The following is a 16,493-nucleotide window of genomic DNA, read 5'->3' as shown; positions in this document are numbered from 1 at the left end:
AAACAAAGGGTCAGTTGTGTTGTTGTTGTTGTGTGTGTAGTTGTTTGTAACCCAATGAAAAACCAAACTTTTTCTGTCAATATAAATAAAACAAAAAGGGGCACGAAGCCCCTTTAGTTGATTATTTTCTAATACCTAATTCTTTAATAATCTCACGATATCTGTTGATATCTTTTTTCTTTAAGTAATCCAAAAGACTTCTTCTTTTGCCTACCAAAAGTACTAACGAACGCTCCGTATTGTAATCGTGACGATTTTTTTTCAAGTGCTCTGTTAAGTGTGAAATTCTGTGAGTGAACAATGCAATTTGTCCTTCGGCAGACCCTGTATTCTCTGCTTTTCCTCCGTGTTTAGCGAAGATTTCTGCTTTAACTTCTTTAGTTAAGTACATGCTAATATTATTTTAAATGATTATTATGTATGAAATAGGTTTTTCCTAATTCGTGCGCAAAGGTAGCATTTAATTTTAAATTTCCAATCTTTTTCTCGAAACTTCGGGATCAAATTCCAAATAGATTACAAAAATTTAAATATCATGTTGGAATTTGGGATTTGACTTTGGAATTTGATTAGAATAATTTGGCAACTTCCTGATTTACAAATTCTAAAAATCGTTCATCGGCATCTGAAAACGGATTTAGTACATGGCTATCAATATCAATTTGTCCAATATTAATTCCGTTTACAAATAATGGCACTACGATTTCCGACTTTACCGTAAAACTACACGCTATATAATTATCTTGGGCTGAAACATCGGGAACCACAAAATTTTGATTGGAAACAGCCACTTGTCCACATATTCCTTTTCCAAATGGTATTACGGTGTGGTCAGTTTCGGCACCAACATAGGGTCCAAGATGCAACGTTTTGTTGTCATGATTGGCAAAATAAAACCCAACCCAGTTATAATAATCCACATTGTCCGATAAGAACTGGCAAAGCAATTTTAATTTGACATCTCGTTCTAAATTTGCTTCAGCAAGAATAGTGATGACTTGAGGTTTTAAGTTTTCAAAATTCATTTTCAATTTTTATGCAAATGTAAAGAGTGTGCTTTTTTATTTTTGCATAAATTTGTTAAAAATTTTACATTGAAAAATTTGTTCTTGCTATACAAACCTTTTTTGCTTTTTCTTGGAAAGTTTGTGTTGAGCTATTTAATCCTCACTATAATCTATCAATCCTATTTGAACCGATTTGATTCTTCAAAGAACGAAGTCGATTCATTTACACAACTAGTAGCAGATCAAACGATAACTGTATTGACTTGGGTAGATTCACAATCCTATTCGATGCCGCACCTCAAAGAACCAAGTGTAAAAATATTTTATCACAATAAGTACATATCCAGAATAATTGAAGGTTGTAATGCGCTGAGTGTGATTATTTTATTCATAGCTTTTGTAATTGCGTTTACTGGAAAACTAAAAAACACTATTGTTTTTCTACTCCTCGGAAGCATCATAATTCATGTTTTGAATATTGGCAGAATTGCGTTATTGTGCATTGCTTTGTATCATTTTCCTCAGATGGAGCATATTTTGCATGGCGTTATTTTTCCTTTGGTGATTTATGGTGTTGTTTTTTTATTGTGGGTTATTTGGGTTAATAAATATTCTAATCATGCTACAGCTACTACTAAAAAATAAAAAAAAGTTATTTTGGTCATTGTTTTTGGTACTGCTTCTAGTTTTAATTAGAGCTTTTGAAGAAACATTATTCTACGATCCGTTTTTGAATTATTATAAAAGTGAGTATTCTCATTTACCTTTTCCACAATTCAATATTTTCAAATTGTTTTTTAGTTTGGGAATGCGGTTTTACCTTAATTCTGTGATTTCTTTGTTGCTGTTGTACGTGATTTTTAAGGATACCAAAATTATTAAATTTTCTATTTTGGTTTATATGATTTTGGGTTCGGTTTTAATGATAAGCTTCATTTTTGTCCTCACTTTTTTTGGAGAAGAGCATAAAATGACCTTATTTTATATCAGAAGATTTATTATTCAACCCATTTTTATACTTCTTTTCATTCCAGGTTTTTATTACCAAAAACAAATCAAAAAGTAAGCTATATTTCGTAACTTTACTAAAATTCTAGAAACGGAAACTTAATATACCTTACCATGAAAATTGTAAAACATTCAGGTAATATTGTTGATTTTAATAGAGAAAAACTCAAAAGTTCTTTGCTTAAATCAGGAGCAAATAAGAATATAGTTGACGAAGTTTTACAAACTATAGAAAATCAAATCTATGAAGGTATTTCCACAAAAAAAATCTACAAATTAGCTTTTGCTTTACTAAAAAAATCATCTAACTCACACGCAGCTCGATATAATTTGCGTGCAGCAATTCAGTTGCTTGGACCTGCAGGTTTCTTTTTCGAAAAATTCATAGCCAGATTATTTGTTTCTGAGGGCTATTTAGCTCAAACAAATCTTTTTTTGTCAGGTAAATGCGTAGGTCATGAAGTAGATGTTGTCATCAAGAAAAATGATTATATAGAAATGGTAGAATGCAAATTTCATTCAGGTAAAGATGCCAATTCTGATGTGAAAGTACCTTTGTATATCCTTTCACGATTTAATGATTTGAAAGACAGAAGCCATAAAATCTATTCTAAAAAAGATGTAATTTCAGCATGTTGGATTGTAACAAACAATCGGTTTACATCTGATGCTATTGCTTTTGCTAAATGTTCTGGTTTACAATTACTGAGCTGGGATTATCCTGAAAAGTTCAGTTTGAGAAAAAAAATTGATGACCAACAATTGTATCCAATTACATGTTTAACCACATTAACTATAGCAGAAAAAGACAAACTAATGGTGTTAGATATAATTTTGGCAAAAGAAATTCTTGAAAATTTGGAAATTCTTGAAAGGATAGGGATAAGCCCTAACCGAATAAAAAATGTTTTAAAAGAAGCTTCCGAGCTTTGTAAATTCATATAAAAAATGAAGATTAAATTTTTAGGTGGAGCAGGAACAGTTACAGGTTCAAAAACTTTGGTAGAAAGTAATGGTGTTCGAATTCTGATTGATTGCGGACAGTTTCAAGGAATTAAACCCTTGCGTGAACTCAATTGGGAACCACTTCCAATTTTATCCGATACTATTGATTTTGTTTTGTTGACTCATGGTCATTTAGACCACTGCGGTTGGTTACCACGACTGGTAAATCAAGGTTTTAAAGGTAAAATATACTGTACGAGTCCAACAGCAGCTATTACCAAATTAATTTTATTAGACAGTGCCAAAATACAAGAGGAAGAAGCCGAACGAGCAAATAAAGAACATTTTTCAAAGCATGACGTTGCAGAACCGCTTTATAATGTTGAACAGGCAGAAGAAGTTTTCCCTTTATTTAGAGTAATAAAACCAGATGATGAAATTGTTTTAGATGCTGAAATTTCAGCTCGATTTTTTAATGCAGGACATATTATTGGAGCTTGTTCAATTGAATTGAAATTGGAAAATAAAACCTTGGTTTTTTCAGGAGATATTGGTCGCGATGATGATGTGCTGATGTACTCGCCAATAAAGCCCAATAAAGGAGATTATATTTTTCTTGAAAGTACCTATGGCAATCGAATTCATCCTGATGAAGATGTGAAATTATTATTGGAAACCTATGTCAACAACACTTTTCAAATAGATGGAACTGTTATCATTCCTAGCTTTGCAGTAGAGAGAGCACAAGTGATCATGTATTTGCTTTGGCAATTGAAAAAAGAAGATAGAATTCCAGATATTCCCTATGTTATTGATACGCCAATGGGAATAAGTGTATTGGATATTTTTATTAATAATAGAAAGTGGCATAAACTTTCTGAAAGTGATTGTATTGCAATGTGCAAGATGTTTACCATGAATTCCGATTATCAAGAAACGATAACAACTATTCTTGACAAACAACCTAAAGTAGTCATTGCTGCTAGTGGAATGATTACTGGAGGAAGAGTTTTAAGTTACTTAGAACGTTATATCGGTTTGCCCGAAACAACAGTAATACTTGTTGGTTACCAAGCAGAAGGAACTCGAGGTAGAAAATTACTCGAAGGTGCAACTGAATTGAAAATTTACGGAAAGTATTATCCCGTTTTAGCAAAAATTCTTGAAATCGAAGGGCTTTCTGCACATGGAGATCAAACGGATTTACTTAATTGGTTATCGAAATTGGAAAACAAACCTAAAAAAGTTTTTTTAGTGCATGGTGAAAACCAACCAGCCGATGAATTGCGAATCAAAATTCAAGAAAAGTATAGTTTCGATTGTTCGGTTCCATTAATGGGACAAGAGATTGAAATCTAAAGTTTTAATACGATTTTAAGTTTTAGGTATATGAATATTAGTAACTTTGCATTATGAAAATAAAAAAGCATATTAGTATTTTAATCGCTTTACTGGTATTGGTTTCCAATTCTGGATTGGCGTTTACCATACATTATTGTGAAGGGAAAATAGCTTCAGTTTCTTCTGTTTTTTCTAAAGAAGAAGAATGCGAAACGCGTTTAGTAGAAGAAGAATCCTGCTGTGCAAAACCTCAGACCACTCATAAAGACTGTTGTTCCGATAAAAAAGTTAACCTAAAAAACAAAACCGAGAAAATAATAATAAAAACTATTTCGCTTGATTTTGAACCCGCCTTTTTCTCAGCGTATAAAAACCAAACACTAGCTGTTGTTGAAGCTCAGTGTTTTTCAAAAGAAACAACAGCATTTTATTGTGAGTCCAATGCTCCACCACGTTATAAACTCTATTGTCAATTTACTTTTTACTCCTGATTTAAACTGAATTTTTTTCAGTTTCTCTAACTTTTAGAGAAATTTAATTTTTAAAATTAAATTTAAATCAATTTCAATGAAACATATAATGTTATCTTTAACCTTGTTGTTTACTATTGTTACTTTTTCTCAAGAAACTCCAAAAACAGATACCTTGAAAACAGTAACAGTAGAAGGCAAACGAAAAGGACTAAAAAAGTCACTATCGGGAACTGCTAACACTACATTAGTAACTAGTAAAGAATTACTCAAAGCAGCTTGCTGTAATTTGGCCGAAAGTTTTGAAACCAATCCGTCCATCGATGTCAATTTTTCGGATGCTTTGACAGGAACCAAACAAATAAAAATGCTTGGGCTTACTAGTCCATACATCATGATTACTGAAGAAAACATACCTTCAGTTCGTGGTGCATCACAAGCTTATGGATTATCTTTTACACCGGGCACATGGGTAGAAAGTATCCAAATTACCAAAGGAGCAGGCAGTGTTGTGAATGGTTACGAAAGTATTTCGGGGCAAATAAATACAGAATTAATTAAGCCTTGTAATGACATTCCTTTTTTCTTAAATTTTTATGGCTCTACCGATAGTCGATATGAGCTAAATACCCATTTCAATAAAAAAATTTCAGACAAGTGGGCAACCAGCTTATTTGTTCATGGTAATACACGTGTTGGTAAAAACGACATGAACGACGATATGTTTTTGGATAATCCATTAGGGAAACAAATCAATATTGCAAATCGTTGGCATTATTCTAATCCTGAGACAGGTTGGGTTTCGTTTATGAATCTTCGTTATATGAATGATGAAAAGCAAACAGGGGAACTCCATTTTGATCCTGATAGAGATAAGTTAACAACTAATCATTGGGGTTCAGAAATCAATACAGAGCGATTGGATTTTACCTCAAAAATAGGTTATGTTTTCAAAGACATGCCGTATCAAAGCATTGGTTTTCAAAATGCCTTTACGAGCCACAATCAGCAATCTTATTTTGGTTTGAATCAATATGATATCAAGCAACAAAGTTTTTATTCGAACCTGATTTTCAATTCGATAATTAGTAATACGATGCATAAATTTGCAACAGGATTGAATTTCACATATGATAAATATGCTGAATTTGTCAACCTTGCTGATGTAAGTCGAATTGACAATTCAGTTGGTGGTTTTTTTGAATATACCTATGATGATACTGATAAGTTCAGTTATATTTTAGGTGGAAGACTAGATTATCACAATAGGTTAGGCGTGTTTTTTACGCCAAGATTGCATGTGAAATACAATCCTTGGGAAAAATCAGTCATTCGATTTTCGGCAGGAAGAGGGAAACGTGCCGCCAATATTTTTGCCGAAAATCAAAATCTTTTTGCGAGTTCTAGAGTTTTTTCTTTTTTGGATACCAATGGAAAAATCTATGGTTTGAACCCAGAGATAGCTTGGAATTATGGCGTGAGTTTTACACAAAATTTCTTGCTATTTGGTAAAAGTGCCGATGTAGGATTTGATTTTTACCGAACCGATTTTCAAAATCAAGCTGTTGTGGATGTTATGAATTCGCCGCAACAGGTTTTGTTTTATGATTTAAAAGGAAAATCATTTGCCAACAGTTTTCAATTGGATTTCAATCTGGAAATTATCAAACATTTGAATTTGAGAACGGCTTATAAGTATTATGACATTTCGACCGATTATCTTTCGGGAAGTTTTCAAAGGCCTTTGCAAGCGAAACATCGTTTTTTTGGTAATATAGAATATGAAACTCATATTTTAGAAAAAGGTAAACAATGGAAGTTTGATTATACATTCAATTGGCTTGGCAAACAGCAGTTACCCTATACTGCTAGTAATCCCGAACAAGATAGATTTCCTGAGTTTTCACCATCATTTGCTGTAATGAATGCGCAAATTACTAGAACTTTTTCGAGTACTTTTGAAATGTATATTGGAGGAGAAAACATTGGAAATTACCGTCAAGAGAAAGCCATTTTAGGCGCTGATAATCCTTTTGGTTCCAATTTTGATACATCGATAATATATGCGCCCATTTTTGGACAGATGTATTATGCGGGATTGCGATTTAAAATAAAATAATTTTAAGCAACACGGATGTAAGAAATTAGAAAAATTTTCACAGATTGATTATTAAGATTTCAAATATTTCTTAAATCGGTGTTCCAAAAATGAAAAAATAACTTAATTTAATAAATAAAAAAATGAAAAATACAATTTTAGGAATGATGTTACTGTTTGTTGCATTTTCTGCTCAAGCGCAAGAAACCCTAAGCGGAGACGAACTGAGCGGAGTTAAAAAAAGTAAAAATGCCAAATACACTTTTGAAGTAAATGGCAACTGTGACCAATGTCAAAAACGAATTCAGAAAGCGGCTTTTTCTGTTAGTGGTGTAAAATCAGCAACTTGGAATATTGAAACACACCAAATGGCTGTGATTATTAATGAAGAAAAATGTTCAGTGATGGATGTTAAAAAAGCCATTGCCAATGTAGGTCATGATAGTGAAGAAGTCAAAACCACACAAGAGATATATGACAATCTTCATGGCTGTTGCAAATATGAAAGAGAATAATTTCATACTTCCAAAATAACGTTTTAAGAGTTTTTTTATTGTTATTTTTGTCAAAAACATTCAATGAAAAAGCTGTTCCTTGCTGGTTGTCTTTTGTGTATTTACATTTTGTATTCCCAAGATTTCAAACAAGATCAAAGAATCTGGATGGCATATACCGGTTTTTTAAAGGTGTCTAATCATTGGAGTTGTCAAGTTGAAGCTCAATTTAGAATGGATAATCAATTGCAGCAAAATCAACAAAACCTATTTAGGATTGGAGCTATATATGATATTTCTTCATCAAAACATCTTGCCACTGGTTATGCTTTGGTAAATACTTTTAACAACTCATTAGGTGATTATTTTAAAGAAAATAGACTATGGGAACAATTTCAATATTACAAAAAATGGCATAATGAAAAAAATGTAATGTTACATCGATTCCGTTTGGAACAGCGATGGGTTGAGCAATTGGAACTTGTAGATAATTATGTTATAAATAGTGCCACCAATTATCAAAATAGACTGCGTTATTTGAACAGAAACTTATTCCATTTATACCATTTTAAAAGAACCGATAATGAGATGTATATAGTTTTACAAGATGAAATTTTTTTTACGTTGGGAGATAATACTATAAACAGGAATTTTATAGATCAAAACAGATTTTTTGTAGGACTTGGATTGAATTTTAATAATACTACAAGATTAGAAGTTGGCTATTTAAATCATTATGTTACTTCGTCTATCGCTAATGATTTTATGTATCATACGATTTCCTTTTCAGTGCTACAAAATTTGGTTTTATAAACTATAATACGTCTTACCTAATTATCCCAAAAAATTTGATTAATTTCACGCTCGATTTTCACACATTATATTTTATACTATATGAATGATTTTGATTGGTTGCAATTGTTAAACCCTGAGTTTTATATAACAATGTCTATTGCAGGCGTGAAAGTTGGCCTTTGGATAGTACTGTTTATCGTGTTTGCCGAAACGGGATTATTTGCAGGTTTCTTTTTGCCGGGTGATAGTTTACTTTTTTTGGCAGGAATTTATAGTCGCAGTTTGGTAGAGAATTTTACTTTTATCGAAAGTGATTTGGCCAATGTAATACTGTTGTCAACTTTAGTAGCAGTTGCTGGAATATTAGGGAATATGGTGGGCTATTGGTTTGGTGCCAAAAGTGGTTATTATTTATATAAAAAAGAAGATAGTTTTTGGTTTAAGAAAAAGTACTTAATTCAGTCTAAGGATTTCTTTGAAAGATTTGGAGGTAAAGCTATTATTTTTGCTCGTTTCTTACCAATAGTGAGAACTTTTGCACCAATTGTAGCTGGTATTGTAACTATGGACAAAAAGAAATTCATGTTTTACAATATTCTAAGTTCTTTTCTTTGGTCGTTTACCTTAATTTTTGCTGGGCATTATTTATATGGCATGTTTTTGGAAAAATACAACATTGATTTAAAGCATCATATTGAGAAAATTGTCATAGGGATTATTTTGATTTCTACTTTCCCAGTCTTTTTGAAAATGATTAAGAAAAGTCCAAAAACTGAAGGAGAAGAATAAATGAAAGTTGTTTAACTGTTAATCAATTGTGAATTTAAATTCTTTATTGATTAGTTCACCTTCAATAGTAAATCCCTGAATAATAATTTTATAATTTTTCAAGTTAGCATCTTGAAATTCAAATAAAAAATCTCCTTTTTCATCAGTTAGAATTGTTTGGCACCAGTCAACAATTCCAAAATTTTCAAATCCTTTACTAGCAAAACTTTCATAATCATTATTCTTAAAACTCGAATTGCTTTCAAAACCTTCTTTAATTAAAAATGGAACGGATTTGATGATTGATTTGGTAGTGAAATTTTTTCTTCTATAAATTTTTATTATTCCTTGTTTGTTTCTGGATGTTGGGACAATAGCATTGGCATTTATATAAATCTCGTCTATTTCAGACATATCCATTAAGTCTAGTTCTGCAAACGAAAATGGCAATACTCTATCGTCAATAAAAACTTCGGGAGTTGGTCTTGCGCCAAAAATCGAAGAAATCTGTCTTGAAGTTATTAAAACATCTCCAGTAGATGTACGGTTGACATTAAACCCATTTTGTTCAATAAATAATAATAAATTTGAAGTGTTGTTTTCTTCTATTTTATATCCTCTTAGGTTAGAATTTCCAAATTTATTTTCATTAACCAATACTTTTTTGGGTTTGGATTTAACTACCACATCTTTTAAATTAATTATATCTCCGTTAAATTTTGGCAAATCAAACAAAGTAGAATAATTATAATTTTGAGTTTTTTTACAATCGCTGTAAGGTATGGAAAATGCCTTTGTAAAAGGTTTGTTTCTGTTGATAACTTGCGTTACAAAATTTGATGAAACAGTATTTAACTCAGGGGATTTTAGCAGAGATAAATCAACAACAGTTGAGTCGGACACAGCTATATTTTCAAATTTATATTCGTTTTTTTCATTTATATCTGATAAAACTAAAATTAAATCCATAATAGAATATAATCGAACTTTATAAGCGTCTTTATCTTTTAATTCTTGATTTACAGTCCCCTTAATGGTAAGTCCGATATCAAAACTATAATTTGATTTTGGTGGATTTGAAATTATATTTTTCCATTCGTATTTGGGCTTTCTTTGATTTAGTAGGGCTAAATCTAATTCATAAAATTGCTTTCTTGATGGCTCGGTAAAGTAATATTTAACTTCATTAAGAGTTTCATTAATATATGGATTAATTGTTGCGGTGTAAAAAAGATTATCTTCAATTTCCTGTGCTTTGGTTTCTTCTGGCAATATGGAAATGCTTATGTTGGCGTTTGCATATTCAGAGTATCCAACCATTTTTATTTTACCGTTTTTCTTAGAGTTCAGCAATATGCTGATAGCTTTATTTTTGTTGGGGTAAACATAAATGTTCCTTTCACACCATTGATTTAAATTACTGTCTATTATTCTAATTGTATTAATCCCTTCAAATAGATTTTCATTTAAAATCGATAAAACTTGTTCCAAATTTTGACTATTCAATTTCAAAGGTATAACTGAATTTTTATCATCTTGATTCACTACAAGGTAGACTGGTTTGTTCTCTAAAATGGATATAGTTTCTGAATTGGTTTTAATTTTAAAAATAGTTTTATCTGGAAAGGTAAAGCTGTTAATTTCAAGAGAAAAGCCTGTATCTGATGCAGTTGTTAAAAATGACTCAATTTTTTTATCGTTAATAAAGCAAACGGTTTTTACTAAATTATTGGAAGGAACAATTTCAAATTTTCCAAAGCCAAATTGGTTTAATTTTATAGTTTGTAAAATATCACCATTATTATTTTGTATTTCAACTTCTGCGTTATTGGAAGTTTTTCCAAAACAATCAGATAATTTCACACCCACAATATTAGAAAATCCTTTAATCAAATTTCCACCTTCAGGATTTAACTTTAACTCAAGTGTTTCTAAATCAGGGCTTGAGTTTTCAATTAATGCGCCTTCCGTAGGATTTATGATATTGATTTTTTGTATGGTTGATTCGTTTTCAATAAAATTATTCATCCAATTTGTATAAACTTGAATATAATAATAACCAGAATGAAGCTTTTCAGTAAGCTCAAACTTTCCAGTAAATGTACCATTATTTGCAAAAAGTAATTTTTCAAACACTTTATTCCCTTTTTCATCATATAATAAAGCAAAAACATTTGTAGTGTTATAAAATGGCTGATGTGTTTTTCTATTTAGTACATATCCTTTAAACCAAATTTTTTCATTGGTTAAGAAAGTAGTTTTGTTAAGATGTAGATTTATGTTTTCCCTTTCTAATAGGAAATAGGATGAAAGTTTGTCTTGAATTTGTTTTTTTACAATATCTTCGACAATGATTTGTGAAAGCATTGAAGTTTTACAAAGAAAGAGTACAGCGATAAAAAAATATTTTTTTATATTCATCGAGTAAATGTAAAAAAAAATTTAATGCTAGATAAAATATATTGGTATTTCTAAAAAAAAATGCCTCAATTAGAGGCATTTAAAAAAGTATTTATTCGATTTAGAATTACATCATCCCAGGCATTCCACCACCCATAGGCATTCCACCTCCTGCGTTTTCTTCTTTAATTTCTACCAAGGCACATTCTGTAGTTAAAATCATTCCAGCTACAGAAGCAGCGTTTTCAAGTGCTACACGTGTTACTTTTTTAGGGTCAATGATTCCAGCTTTCAACATGTCAACATATTCGTCAGTTTTGGCATTGTAACCATAGTTTCCTTTTCCCTCTGTAACTTTCGCTACCACAACCGAACCTTCTAAACCTGCATTTTCAACAATAGTTCTTAATGGAGATTCTACTGCGCGAGAAACAATTTGTATTCCAGTGGCTTCATCTGCATTCTCAGATTTCAGGTTTGCTAATACATTTTTTGCTCTAAGAAGCGCAACGCCACCACCAGCAACAATTCCTTCTTCAACAGCAGCACGGGTGGCATGAAGCGCATCGTCAACTCTATCTTTCTTCTCTTTCATTTCTACTTCAGAAGCGGCACCAACATATAGAACGGCAACACCTCCAGCTAATTTAGCCAAACGTTCTTGTAATTTTTCTTTGTCATAATCAGAAGTCGTAGTTTCCATTTGACCTTTGATTTGGTTCACGCGATTTTTAATCAAATCTGCATCTCCAGCTCCGTTAACAATAGTTGTATTGTCTTTGTCAATAGTAACTTTTTCAGCAGTTCCAAGCATTTCTAAAGTAGCATTTTCTAGTGTATAACCACTTTCTTCTGCAATTACCGTTCCGCCGGTTAAGATTGCGATATCTTCCAACATGGCTTTTCTTCTGTCTCCAAAACCAGGAGCTTTAACCGCAGCAATTTTCAAAGCACCACGCAATTTATTTACTACCAAAGTGGATAAAGCTTCTCCATCAACATCTTCAGCAATAATCAATAATGGTTTTCCGGATTGTGCCACTGGTTCTAAAACCGGTAGTAATTCTTTTAAAGAAGACACTTTTTTATCGTATAATAAGATGTAGGGTCTTTCTAATTCCACCTCCATTTTTTCAGGATTAGTAACAAAATAAGGTGACAAATACCCTCTGTCAAACTGCATTCCTTCTACAACATCAACATAAGTATCAGTTCCTTTAGCTTCTTCAACAGTTATCACACCTTCTTTGCCTACTTTGCCAAAAGCGGTTGCAATCAATTCACCAATTACTTCATCATTATTGGCGGAAATGGAAGCAATTTGTTTAATTTTCTCAGAATCACTTCCTACTACTTGAGCTTGTTTTCCAAGGTCAGCTACGATAGCTTCAACGGCTTTGTCAATCCCTCTTTTTAAGTCCATTGGGTTCGCTCCAGCAGCTACGTTTTTCAATCCTTCTTTTACAATGGCTTGTGCCAAAACGGTGGCAGTTGTTGTTCCGTCTCCAGCCAAATCATTGGTTTTTGAAGCGACTTCTTTTACCATTTGAGCACCCATATTTTCCAATGGGTCTTTTAATTCTACTTCTTTTGCAACCGTAACACCATCTTTGGTAACTGTTGGTCCACCAAATGATTTTGAAATAATAACATTTCTTCCTTTAGGTCCAAGGGTAACTTTAACCGCATTTGCTAAAGCGTCAACGCCACGTTTTAATCCATCACGTGCTTCTATATCGAATTTTATGTCTTTTGCCATTTTTTATTTTATTTTTTTTAAATTTTAGTCTAAATACTTAATTCTCAAATCTTAATACTGATTAAATTATCGCAAGAATATCATCTTCACGCATAATAAGGTAGTCTTTACCATCAAATTTTAAATCGGTTCCTGCATACTTACCATACAAAACAGTGTCGCCAACTTTTACCGTCAATGGTTCGTCTTTCTTGCCATTTCCTGTAGCAACTACAGTTCCTTTTTGTGGTTTTTCTTTTGCAGTATCTGGTATAATAATTCCAGATGCCGTTTGGGTTTCTGCCGCTGCAGGTTCCACGATAACTCTGTCTGAAAGTGGTTTAATGTTTAATGCCATAATATTTATTTTTTATGTTATAAGATTTATGAAACGTTTATTTCAGAAACTGTGCCAAGCCATTATTGCTGACATTTTTTCCTAAAAAAAATGCCAGCATGTCAGCGCTGGCATTATATTTTTTATATGTATAATTTATTTTTTTGGAGTTTCAACTGGTTTAGCTGGTGTTGCTTTATTAGTTGTAGTTTTAGGAGCAACAGACTCTGTTTGGTCAATGACTTTTGAATCTGATTGTCCTGATAAGCTTGGAAAACTTAAGCTTGACAATAATATCAAAACGATTAACGCTGCAGCTAAAAACCAAGTGCTTTTGTCTAAAAAGTCGGTTGTTTTTTGAACACCACCAAGCATTTGAGATCCACCTAACGATGAAGATAAACCACCACCTTTAGGGTTTTGAACCATAACCGCAATTATTAATAAGAAACAAACGATTGTTATTAATACTAAAAAAATTGTAAACATGATGTATTGTAATTAATTATTATTTTGTTGTAAAATTTTAATATCCGAAATTCGGTCTGCAAAGAAACTACTTTTTTCTGGATATTTCAAAATTAATATTTCATAAGCTTGAATGGCGCGTTGATATTTTTTTTGTTCTAAATAAACTCTCGCCAAGGTTTCCGTCATCAAATAACTGTTATCGTCAGCAATTGGCTCAATTGCTATAACAGTTGCATCTTTTGCAATGGGTGAAATTTTAGGATTATTTTCGATAAATTTATCAATTAAATCCAGTTTTTTCATTTTCTCATAATCAACTGAAGGTGTTTCCTTTGTTGGTTTTTCTCTCTCAATTGGTTTTAATCGCGATAGTTGCAACCATTCTTGAAAGGAATGTTTTTCATTTCTTGAAAATTCTAAAGGTTTGCCAATGGCTAATTTTTCTGAAACTTTTTGTTCTTCTGATGTTGTAGCTTCCTTTATGGAGGTTAAAATGGATTGTTCCAAAGGGTCAATTGATGGTTTGTATTCAACAATTACTTCTTCACTTTCTATAACACTCATGTTCATCAACTCTGCCAGCTTTTTTTCATACAAACCTTTTTGAACAGAAACAAATATATCTGAAGTGATAAAATCAAATAAGATACTTCTGTCAGTGGTATAAGCAGCGGCAACTTTCAGTGCGTGGTTATAATTAAAACTATCTTGATTATACAGATGTTTTAACTTCAAAACGCGGGCACTTTGCAAATAGGGGAATGCATTCAAAACAGTATCTAATGTTTGGGCATGCCTTTCGTTGATAGTGTCGGGTTTGTTGAGTAAGTATGTATAATCTGTTAAGTTCAATTTTTTATCGGTTGTTTCGGGTTTTAGGTTACGAGTTTCGGGTTTCAAGTTTCATGTTTCAAGTCTTTTTCTGCTTACTGCGACTGTTCACTGCGACTGAAAACTTCCTACTGAGTTTTCTACCATTTTGCTAATGATTCATTAAATATATCTTGAGTGATTCGCTCAAAAATCACATCAAGCGCTTCTGAAAGAGTTGGTCCTACAAGTTGTTTTGACCCATCATAATCATGAAAAAATGAAAATGATTTTTCAAAATTATCGGCTTCTTTGTTTTTATTACTAAACCGAACATTTATTCTAATGGTTAATCTGTTTTGTGCCGCTGTCTGATCGGAAGTAGCGGTCATCGGTGTGATTCTAAAATCAGTAATTTCGCCTTCATATAGTAAATCGCCATTGGAACTAGTCAAATTCAAATTGGTTTGATTTTGAATTATTTCCTGAAGTTCAATGGTGAAAGTTCTTTCAATTCCTGGTTCAACTAACTCAGCGTTATTCTGGAAATAGTTTACCTGAAACGTTTTGGCATCAATTTTTCGTGTACCCGTGAAATTATAGGCACCACAACCGTTTAAAGTAATAGTGAGGATAAAAATAGAAAGCAATTTTAGAAACTTCATGGTAACCAATTAAAGACCGCTAAAGTAACTCTTTATTTTGAATTATGGAATTACATCACCTTGGTAGTAGTAATAAGAATTTGTTAAAGTAGATTCATATACGCCATTTGAAAAATTTTCTTGTGATAGTAATTCTATTTTATTACTTGGGTAAATTAGTATGCCAAATGAATGAGTCTCGGGATCTATCAAGGAATACCTTTTATATTCTTTTATGTTATTGGAAGAAATTCCGTCATTAAAAAAACGGGGGTCTAGGATTGACTTTATCTTTAATACTGGGAGTGTAGCCATTTTTAATGGATTAATAACGTTTCCATAATTAAAATGTGCTTCAATTTCACCCAAGCTACTCCCGAAACCTGAATAGCTTAACATATTACCATTTTCATATTGAAAATCAAATTCAGTTTGGATATCATCGCCTTCATCAGGGAAATCAAAAAAATCTAAATAATGAGTTGCTATGCCGTCTGTATTTAACTCACAAGAAAAACTTTCATTTCCTAGAGTGTAGTAATAACGATTTTCTGAAACACTATAATTGTAATTTTTTCCATTAATACTTGTAATTTTATTACTTGAGTTGTATGTAATAATGTAATTTTCAGTTGGTAACCCCGAACTATATTTTGTGTTTTGTATAACATTGTTATTTGTATCGTAAAGAAATAACTCTATTAATTCGTTATCTGAATTGGTTATACTGATTAATAATCCATCCGAATTAAAATTCCATTGTTCTTCAAAAGTTGTCCCAGGATAAAAATCAACCCTTAGAAGTAAATTTGGGTTGATTATGGTTTTACTGTCATCACTACTGCAAGAGAATAATGTGATGGCAATAGTCAGTAGAAAAAAAATATTTTTCATAAATAATATATTTGGTATTGTAAACTTAACATGTAGCAATGCAAAGAAAAAATTTATAGGTCAAATTGTTTAATTTTTCGATAAAGTGTTCTTTCAGAGATTCCCAATTCATCTGCGGCAGCTTTTCTTTTCCCTTTGTGGCGTTCCAATGATTTTTTGATGAGTTCAATTTCTTTTTGTTCTAACTTTAAAATTTCTTCTACTTCAACGGTCTCGGCGTCCAAATAATTTTCATTATCATCATCGTCAAATTCCTCTTGTTGCGATTGATTT

General features: G+C 31.8%; 19 protein-coding genes. 9 read left to right on the top strand and 10 right to left on the bottom strand.

Annotated elements, in window-relative coordinates; translation table 11 throughout:
- Positions 1–121: 121 nt before the first annotated feature.
- Together rpsO and ACK5ON_RS10465 are read right to left on the bottom strand one after the other, a co-directional pair.
- Positions 122–391 carry a 30S ribosomal protein S15 gene (gene rpsO, locus ACK5ON_RS10470; RefSeq protein WP_264519629.1) on the bottom strand — a complete coding sequence of 90 codons (270 nt, stop codon included), beginning with the start codon at positions 389–391 and terminating at the stop codon, positions 122–124.
- 178 nt (positions 392–569) lie between these two features.
- On the bottom strand, positions 570–1,025 hold the full coding sequence (locus tag ACK5ON_RS10465) for a GAF domain-containing protein (protein WP_396175135.1): 456 nt from the start codon (positions 1,023–1,025) through the stop codon (positions 570–572).
- Positions 1,026–1,094: 69 nt separating this feature from the next.
- Between ACK5ON_RS10465 and xrtF the strand changes: the two genes are divergently transcribed.
- The 9 genes from xrtF (at position 1,095) to ACK5ON_RS10420 (ending at position 8,947) form a co-directional block, all read left to right on the top strand.
- Positions 1,095–1,652 carry an exosortase family protein XrtF gene (xrtF, locus tag ACK5ON_RS10460; RefSeq protein WP_409822231.1) on the top strand — a complete coding sequence of 186 codons (558 nt, stop codon included), beginning with the start codon at positions 1,095–1,097 and terminating at the stop codon, positions 1,650–1,652.
- A complete protein-coding gene (locus tag ACK5ON_RS10455; protein ID WP_396175139.1) occupies positions 1,627–2,073 on the top strand; it encodes an exosortase F system-associated membrane protein in 447 nt (148 codons plus the stop codon). The genes xrtF and ACK5ON_RS10455 overlap by 26 nt, the downstream gene beginning before the upstream one ends.
- A 56-nt stretch (positions 2,074–2,129) precedes the next feature.
- Positions 2,130–2,960 (top strand): ATP cone domain-containing protein, encoded by an 831-nt coding sequence (locus tag ACK5ON_RS10450; protein ID WP_396175141.1) that lies wholly within the window; start codon positions 2,130–2,132, stop codon positions 2,958–2,960.
- Positions 2,961–2,963: 3 nt separating this feature from the next.
- On the top strand, positions 2,964–4,319 hold the full coding sequence (locus ACK5ON_RS10445; RefSeq protein WP_409822228.1) for an MBL fold metallo-hydrolase RNA specificity domain-containing protein: 1,356 nt from the start codon (positions 2,964–2,966) through the stop codon (positions 4,317–4,319).
- A 53-nt stretch (positions 4,320–4,372) separates the two neighbouring features.
- Positions 4,373–4,792, top strand: coding sequence for an HYC_CC_PP family protein (locus tag ACK5ON_RS10440; protein ID WP_396175145.1), 420 nt, complete (start codon positions 4,373–4,375; stop codon positions 4,790–4,792).
- Positions 4,793–4,868: 76 nt separating this feature from the next.
- Positions 4,869–6,890: a TonB-dependent receptor plug domain-containing protein gene (locus ACK5ON_RS10435; protein ID WP_409822226.1), complete on the top strand. Its 2,022-nt coding sequence runs from the start codon at positions 4,869–4,871 to the stop codon at positions 6,888–6,890.
- A gap of 122 nt (positions 6,891–7,012) precedes the next feature.
- Positions 7,013–7,384, top strand: coding sequence for a heavy-metal-associated domain-containing protein (locus tag ACK5ON_RS10430; protein WP_409822225.1), 372 nt, complete (start codon positions 7,013–7,015; stop codon positions 7,382–7,384).
- Positions 7,385–7,447: 63 nt separating this feature from the next.
- Positions 7,448–8,176: a DUF2490 domain-containing protein gene (locus ACK5ON_RS10425; RefSeq protein WP_409822223.1), complete on the top strand. Its 729-nt coding sequence runs from the start codon at positions 7,448–7,450 to the stop codon at positions 8,174–8,176.
- A gap of 81 nt (positions 8,177–8,257) precedes the next feature.
- A complete protein-coding gene (locus ACK5ON_RS10420; RefSeq protein WP_409822221.1) occupies positions 8,258–8,947 on the top strand; it encodes a DedA family protein in 690 nt (229 codons plus the stop codon).
- Positions 8,948–8,965: 18 nt separating this feature from the next.
- Here ACK5ON_RS10420 and ACK5ON_RS10415 read toward each other — a convergent pair whose 3' ends face one another.
- The 8 genes from ACK5ON_RS10415 to ACK5ON_RS10380 all read right to left on the bottom strand — a co-directional run.
- The gene (locus tag ACK5ON_RS10415) at positions 8,966–11,293 is read right to left on the bottom strand and encodes a hypothetical protein (RefSeq protein ID WP_409822219.1); all 2,328 of its coding nucleotides are present in this window, start codon (positions 11,291–11,293) and stop codon (positions 8,966–8,968) included.
- 160 nt (positions 11,294–11,453) lie between these two features.
- The gene (gene groL / locus ACK5ON_RS10410) at positions 11,454–13,085 is read right to left on the bottom strand and encodes a chaperonin GroEL (RefSeq protein ID WP_396174289.1); all 1,632 of its coding nucleotides are present in this window, start codon (positions 13,083–13,085) and stop codon (positions 11,454–11,456) included.
- 61 nt (positions 13,086–13,146) lie between these two features.
- Complete coding sequence (gene groES, locus ACK5ON_RS10405; RefSeq protein WP_396174287.1) at positions 13,147–13,422, bottom strand: co-chaperone GroES; 276 nt, start codon at positions 13,420–13,422, stop codon at positions 13,147–13,149.
- A 135-nt stretch (positions 13,423–13,557) separates the two neighbouring features.
- Complete coding sequence (gene secG / locus ACK5ON_RS10400) at positions 13,558–13,890, bottom strand: preprotein translocase subunit SecG (RefSeq protein WP_396174285.1); 333 nt, start codon at positions 13,888–13,890, stop codon at positions 13,558–13,560.
- 12 nt (positions 13,891–13,902) lie between these two features.
- A complete protein-coding gene (locus ACK5ON_RS10395; protein ID WP_396174283.1) occupies positions 13,903–14,724 on the bottom strand; it encodes a tetratricopeptide repeat protein in 822 nt (273 codons plus the stop codon).
- A gap of 119 nt (positions 14,725–14,843) precedes the next feature.
- On the bottom strand, positions 14,844–15,347 hold the full coding sequence (locus tag ACK5ON_RS10390; RefSeq protein ID WP_409822216.1) for an LptE family protein: 504 nt from the start codon (positions 15,345–15,347) through the stop codon (positions 14,844–14,846).
- Between the two features lie 42 nt (positions 15,348–15,389).
- Positions 15,390–16,220 (bottom strand): hypothetical protein, encoded by an 831-nt coding sequence (locus ACK5ON_RS10385; protein WP_409822214.1) that lies wholly within the window; start codon positions 16,218–16,220, stop codon positions 15,390–15,392.
- 53 nt (positions 16,221–16,273) lie between these two features.
- Positions 16,274–16,493: helix-turn-helix domain-containing protein (locus tag ACK5ON_RS10380; RefSeq protein WP_409822212.1), on the bottom strand; the 220-nt coding region annotated here is incomplete at its 5' end.

The sequence above is a fragment of the Flavobacterium sp. genome (genome assembly GCF_046317795.1).
Taxonomy (GTDB): domain Bacteria; phylum Bacteroidota; class Bacteroidia; order Flavobacteriales; family Flavobacteriaceae; genus Flavobacterium.
Note: the sequence above shows the minus strand (reverse complement) of the source record. Positions and strands in the feature narration are given on the sequence as shown.

Excerpts from the sequence above, each read along its gene's own strand:
- rpsO (WP_264519629.1), bottom strand. The coding sequence starts at position 391 with ATGTACTTAACTAAAGAAGTTAAAGCAGAAATCTTCGCTAAACACGGA.
- ACK5ON_RS10465 (WP_396175135.1), bottom strand. The coding sequence starts at position 1,025 with ATGAATTTTGAAAACTTAAAACCTCAAGTCATCACTATTCTTGCTGAA.
- ACK5ON_RS10455 (WP_396175139.1), top strand. The coding sequence starts at position 1,627 with ATGCTACAGCTACTACTAAAAAATAAAAAAAAGTTATTTTGGTCATTG.
- ACK5ON_RS10450 (WP_396175141.1), top strand. The coding sequence starts at position 2,130 with ATGAAAATTGTAAAACATTCAGGTAATATTGTTGATTTTAATAGAGAA.
- ACK5ON_RS10445 (WP_409822228.1), top strand. The coding sequence starts at position 2,964 with ATGAAGATTAAATTTTTAGGTGGAGCAGGAACAGTTACAGGTTCAAAA.
- ACK5ON_RS10440 (WP_396175145.1), top strand. The coding sequence starts at position 4,373 with ATGAAAATAAAAAAGCATATTAGTATTTTAATCGCTTTACTGGTATTG.
- ACK5ON_RS10435 (WP_409822226.1), top strand. The coding sequence starts at position 4,869 with ATGAAACATATAATGTTATCTTTAACCTTGTTGTTTACTATTGTTACT.
- ACK5ON_RS10430 (WP_409822225.1), top strand. The coding sequence starts at position 7,013 with ATGAAAAATACAATTTTAGGAATGATGTTACTGTTTGTTGCATTTTCT.
- ACK5ON_RS10425 (WP_409822223.1), top strand. The coding sequence starts at position 7,448 with ATGAAAAAGCTGTTCCTTGCTGGTTGTCTTTTGTGTATTTACATTTTG.
- ACK5ON_RS10420 (WP_409822221.1), top strand. The coding sequence starts at position 8,258 with ATGAATGATTTTGATTGGTTGCAATTGTTAAACCCTGAGTTTTATATA.
- ACK5ON_RS10415 (WP_409822219.1), bottom strand. The coding sequence starts at position 11,293 with ATGCTTTCACAAATCATTGTCGAAGATATTGTAAAAAAACAAATTCAA.
- groL (WP_396174289.1), bottom strand. The coding sequence starts at position 13,085 with ATGGCAAAAGACATAAAATTCGATATAGAAGCACGTGATGGATTAAAA.
- groES (WP_396174287.1), bottom strand. The coding sequence starts at position 13,422 with ATGGCATTAAACATTAAACCACTTTCAGACAGAGTTATCGTGGAACCT.
- secG (WP_396174285.1), bottom strand. The coding sequence starts at position 13,890 with ATGTTTACAATTTTTTTAGTATTAATAACAATCGTTTGTTTCTTATTA.
- ACK5ON_RS10390 (WP_409822216.1), bottom strand. The coding sequence starts at position 15,347 with ATGAAGTTTCTAAAATTGCTTTCTATTTTTATCCTCACTATTACTTTA.
- ACK5ON_RS10385 (WP_409822214.1), bottom strand. The coding sequence starts at position 16,220 with ATGAAAAATATTTTTTTTCTACTGACTATTGCCATCACATTATTCTCT.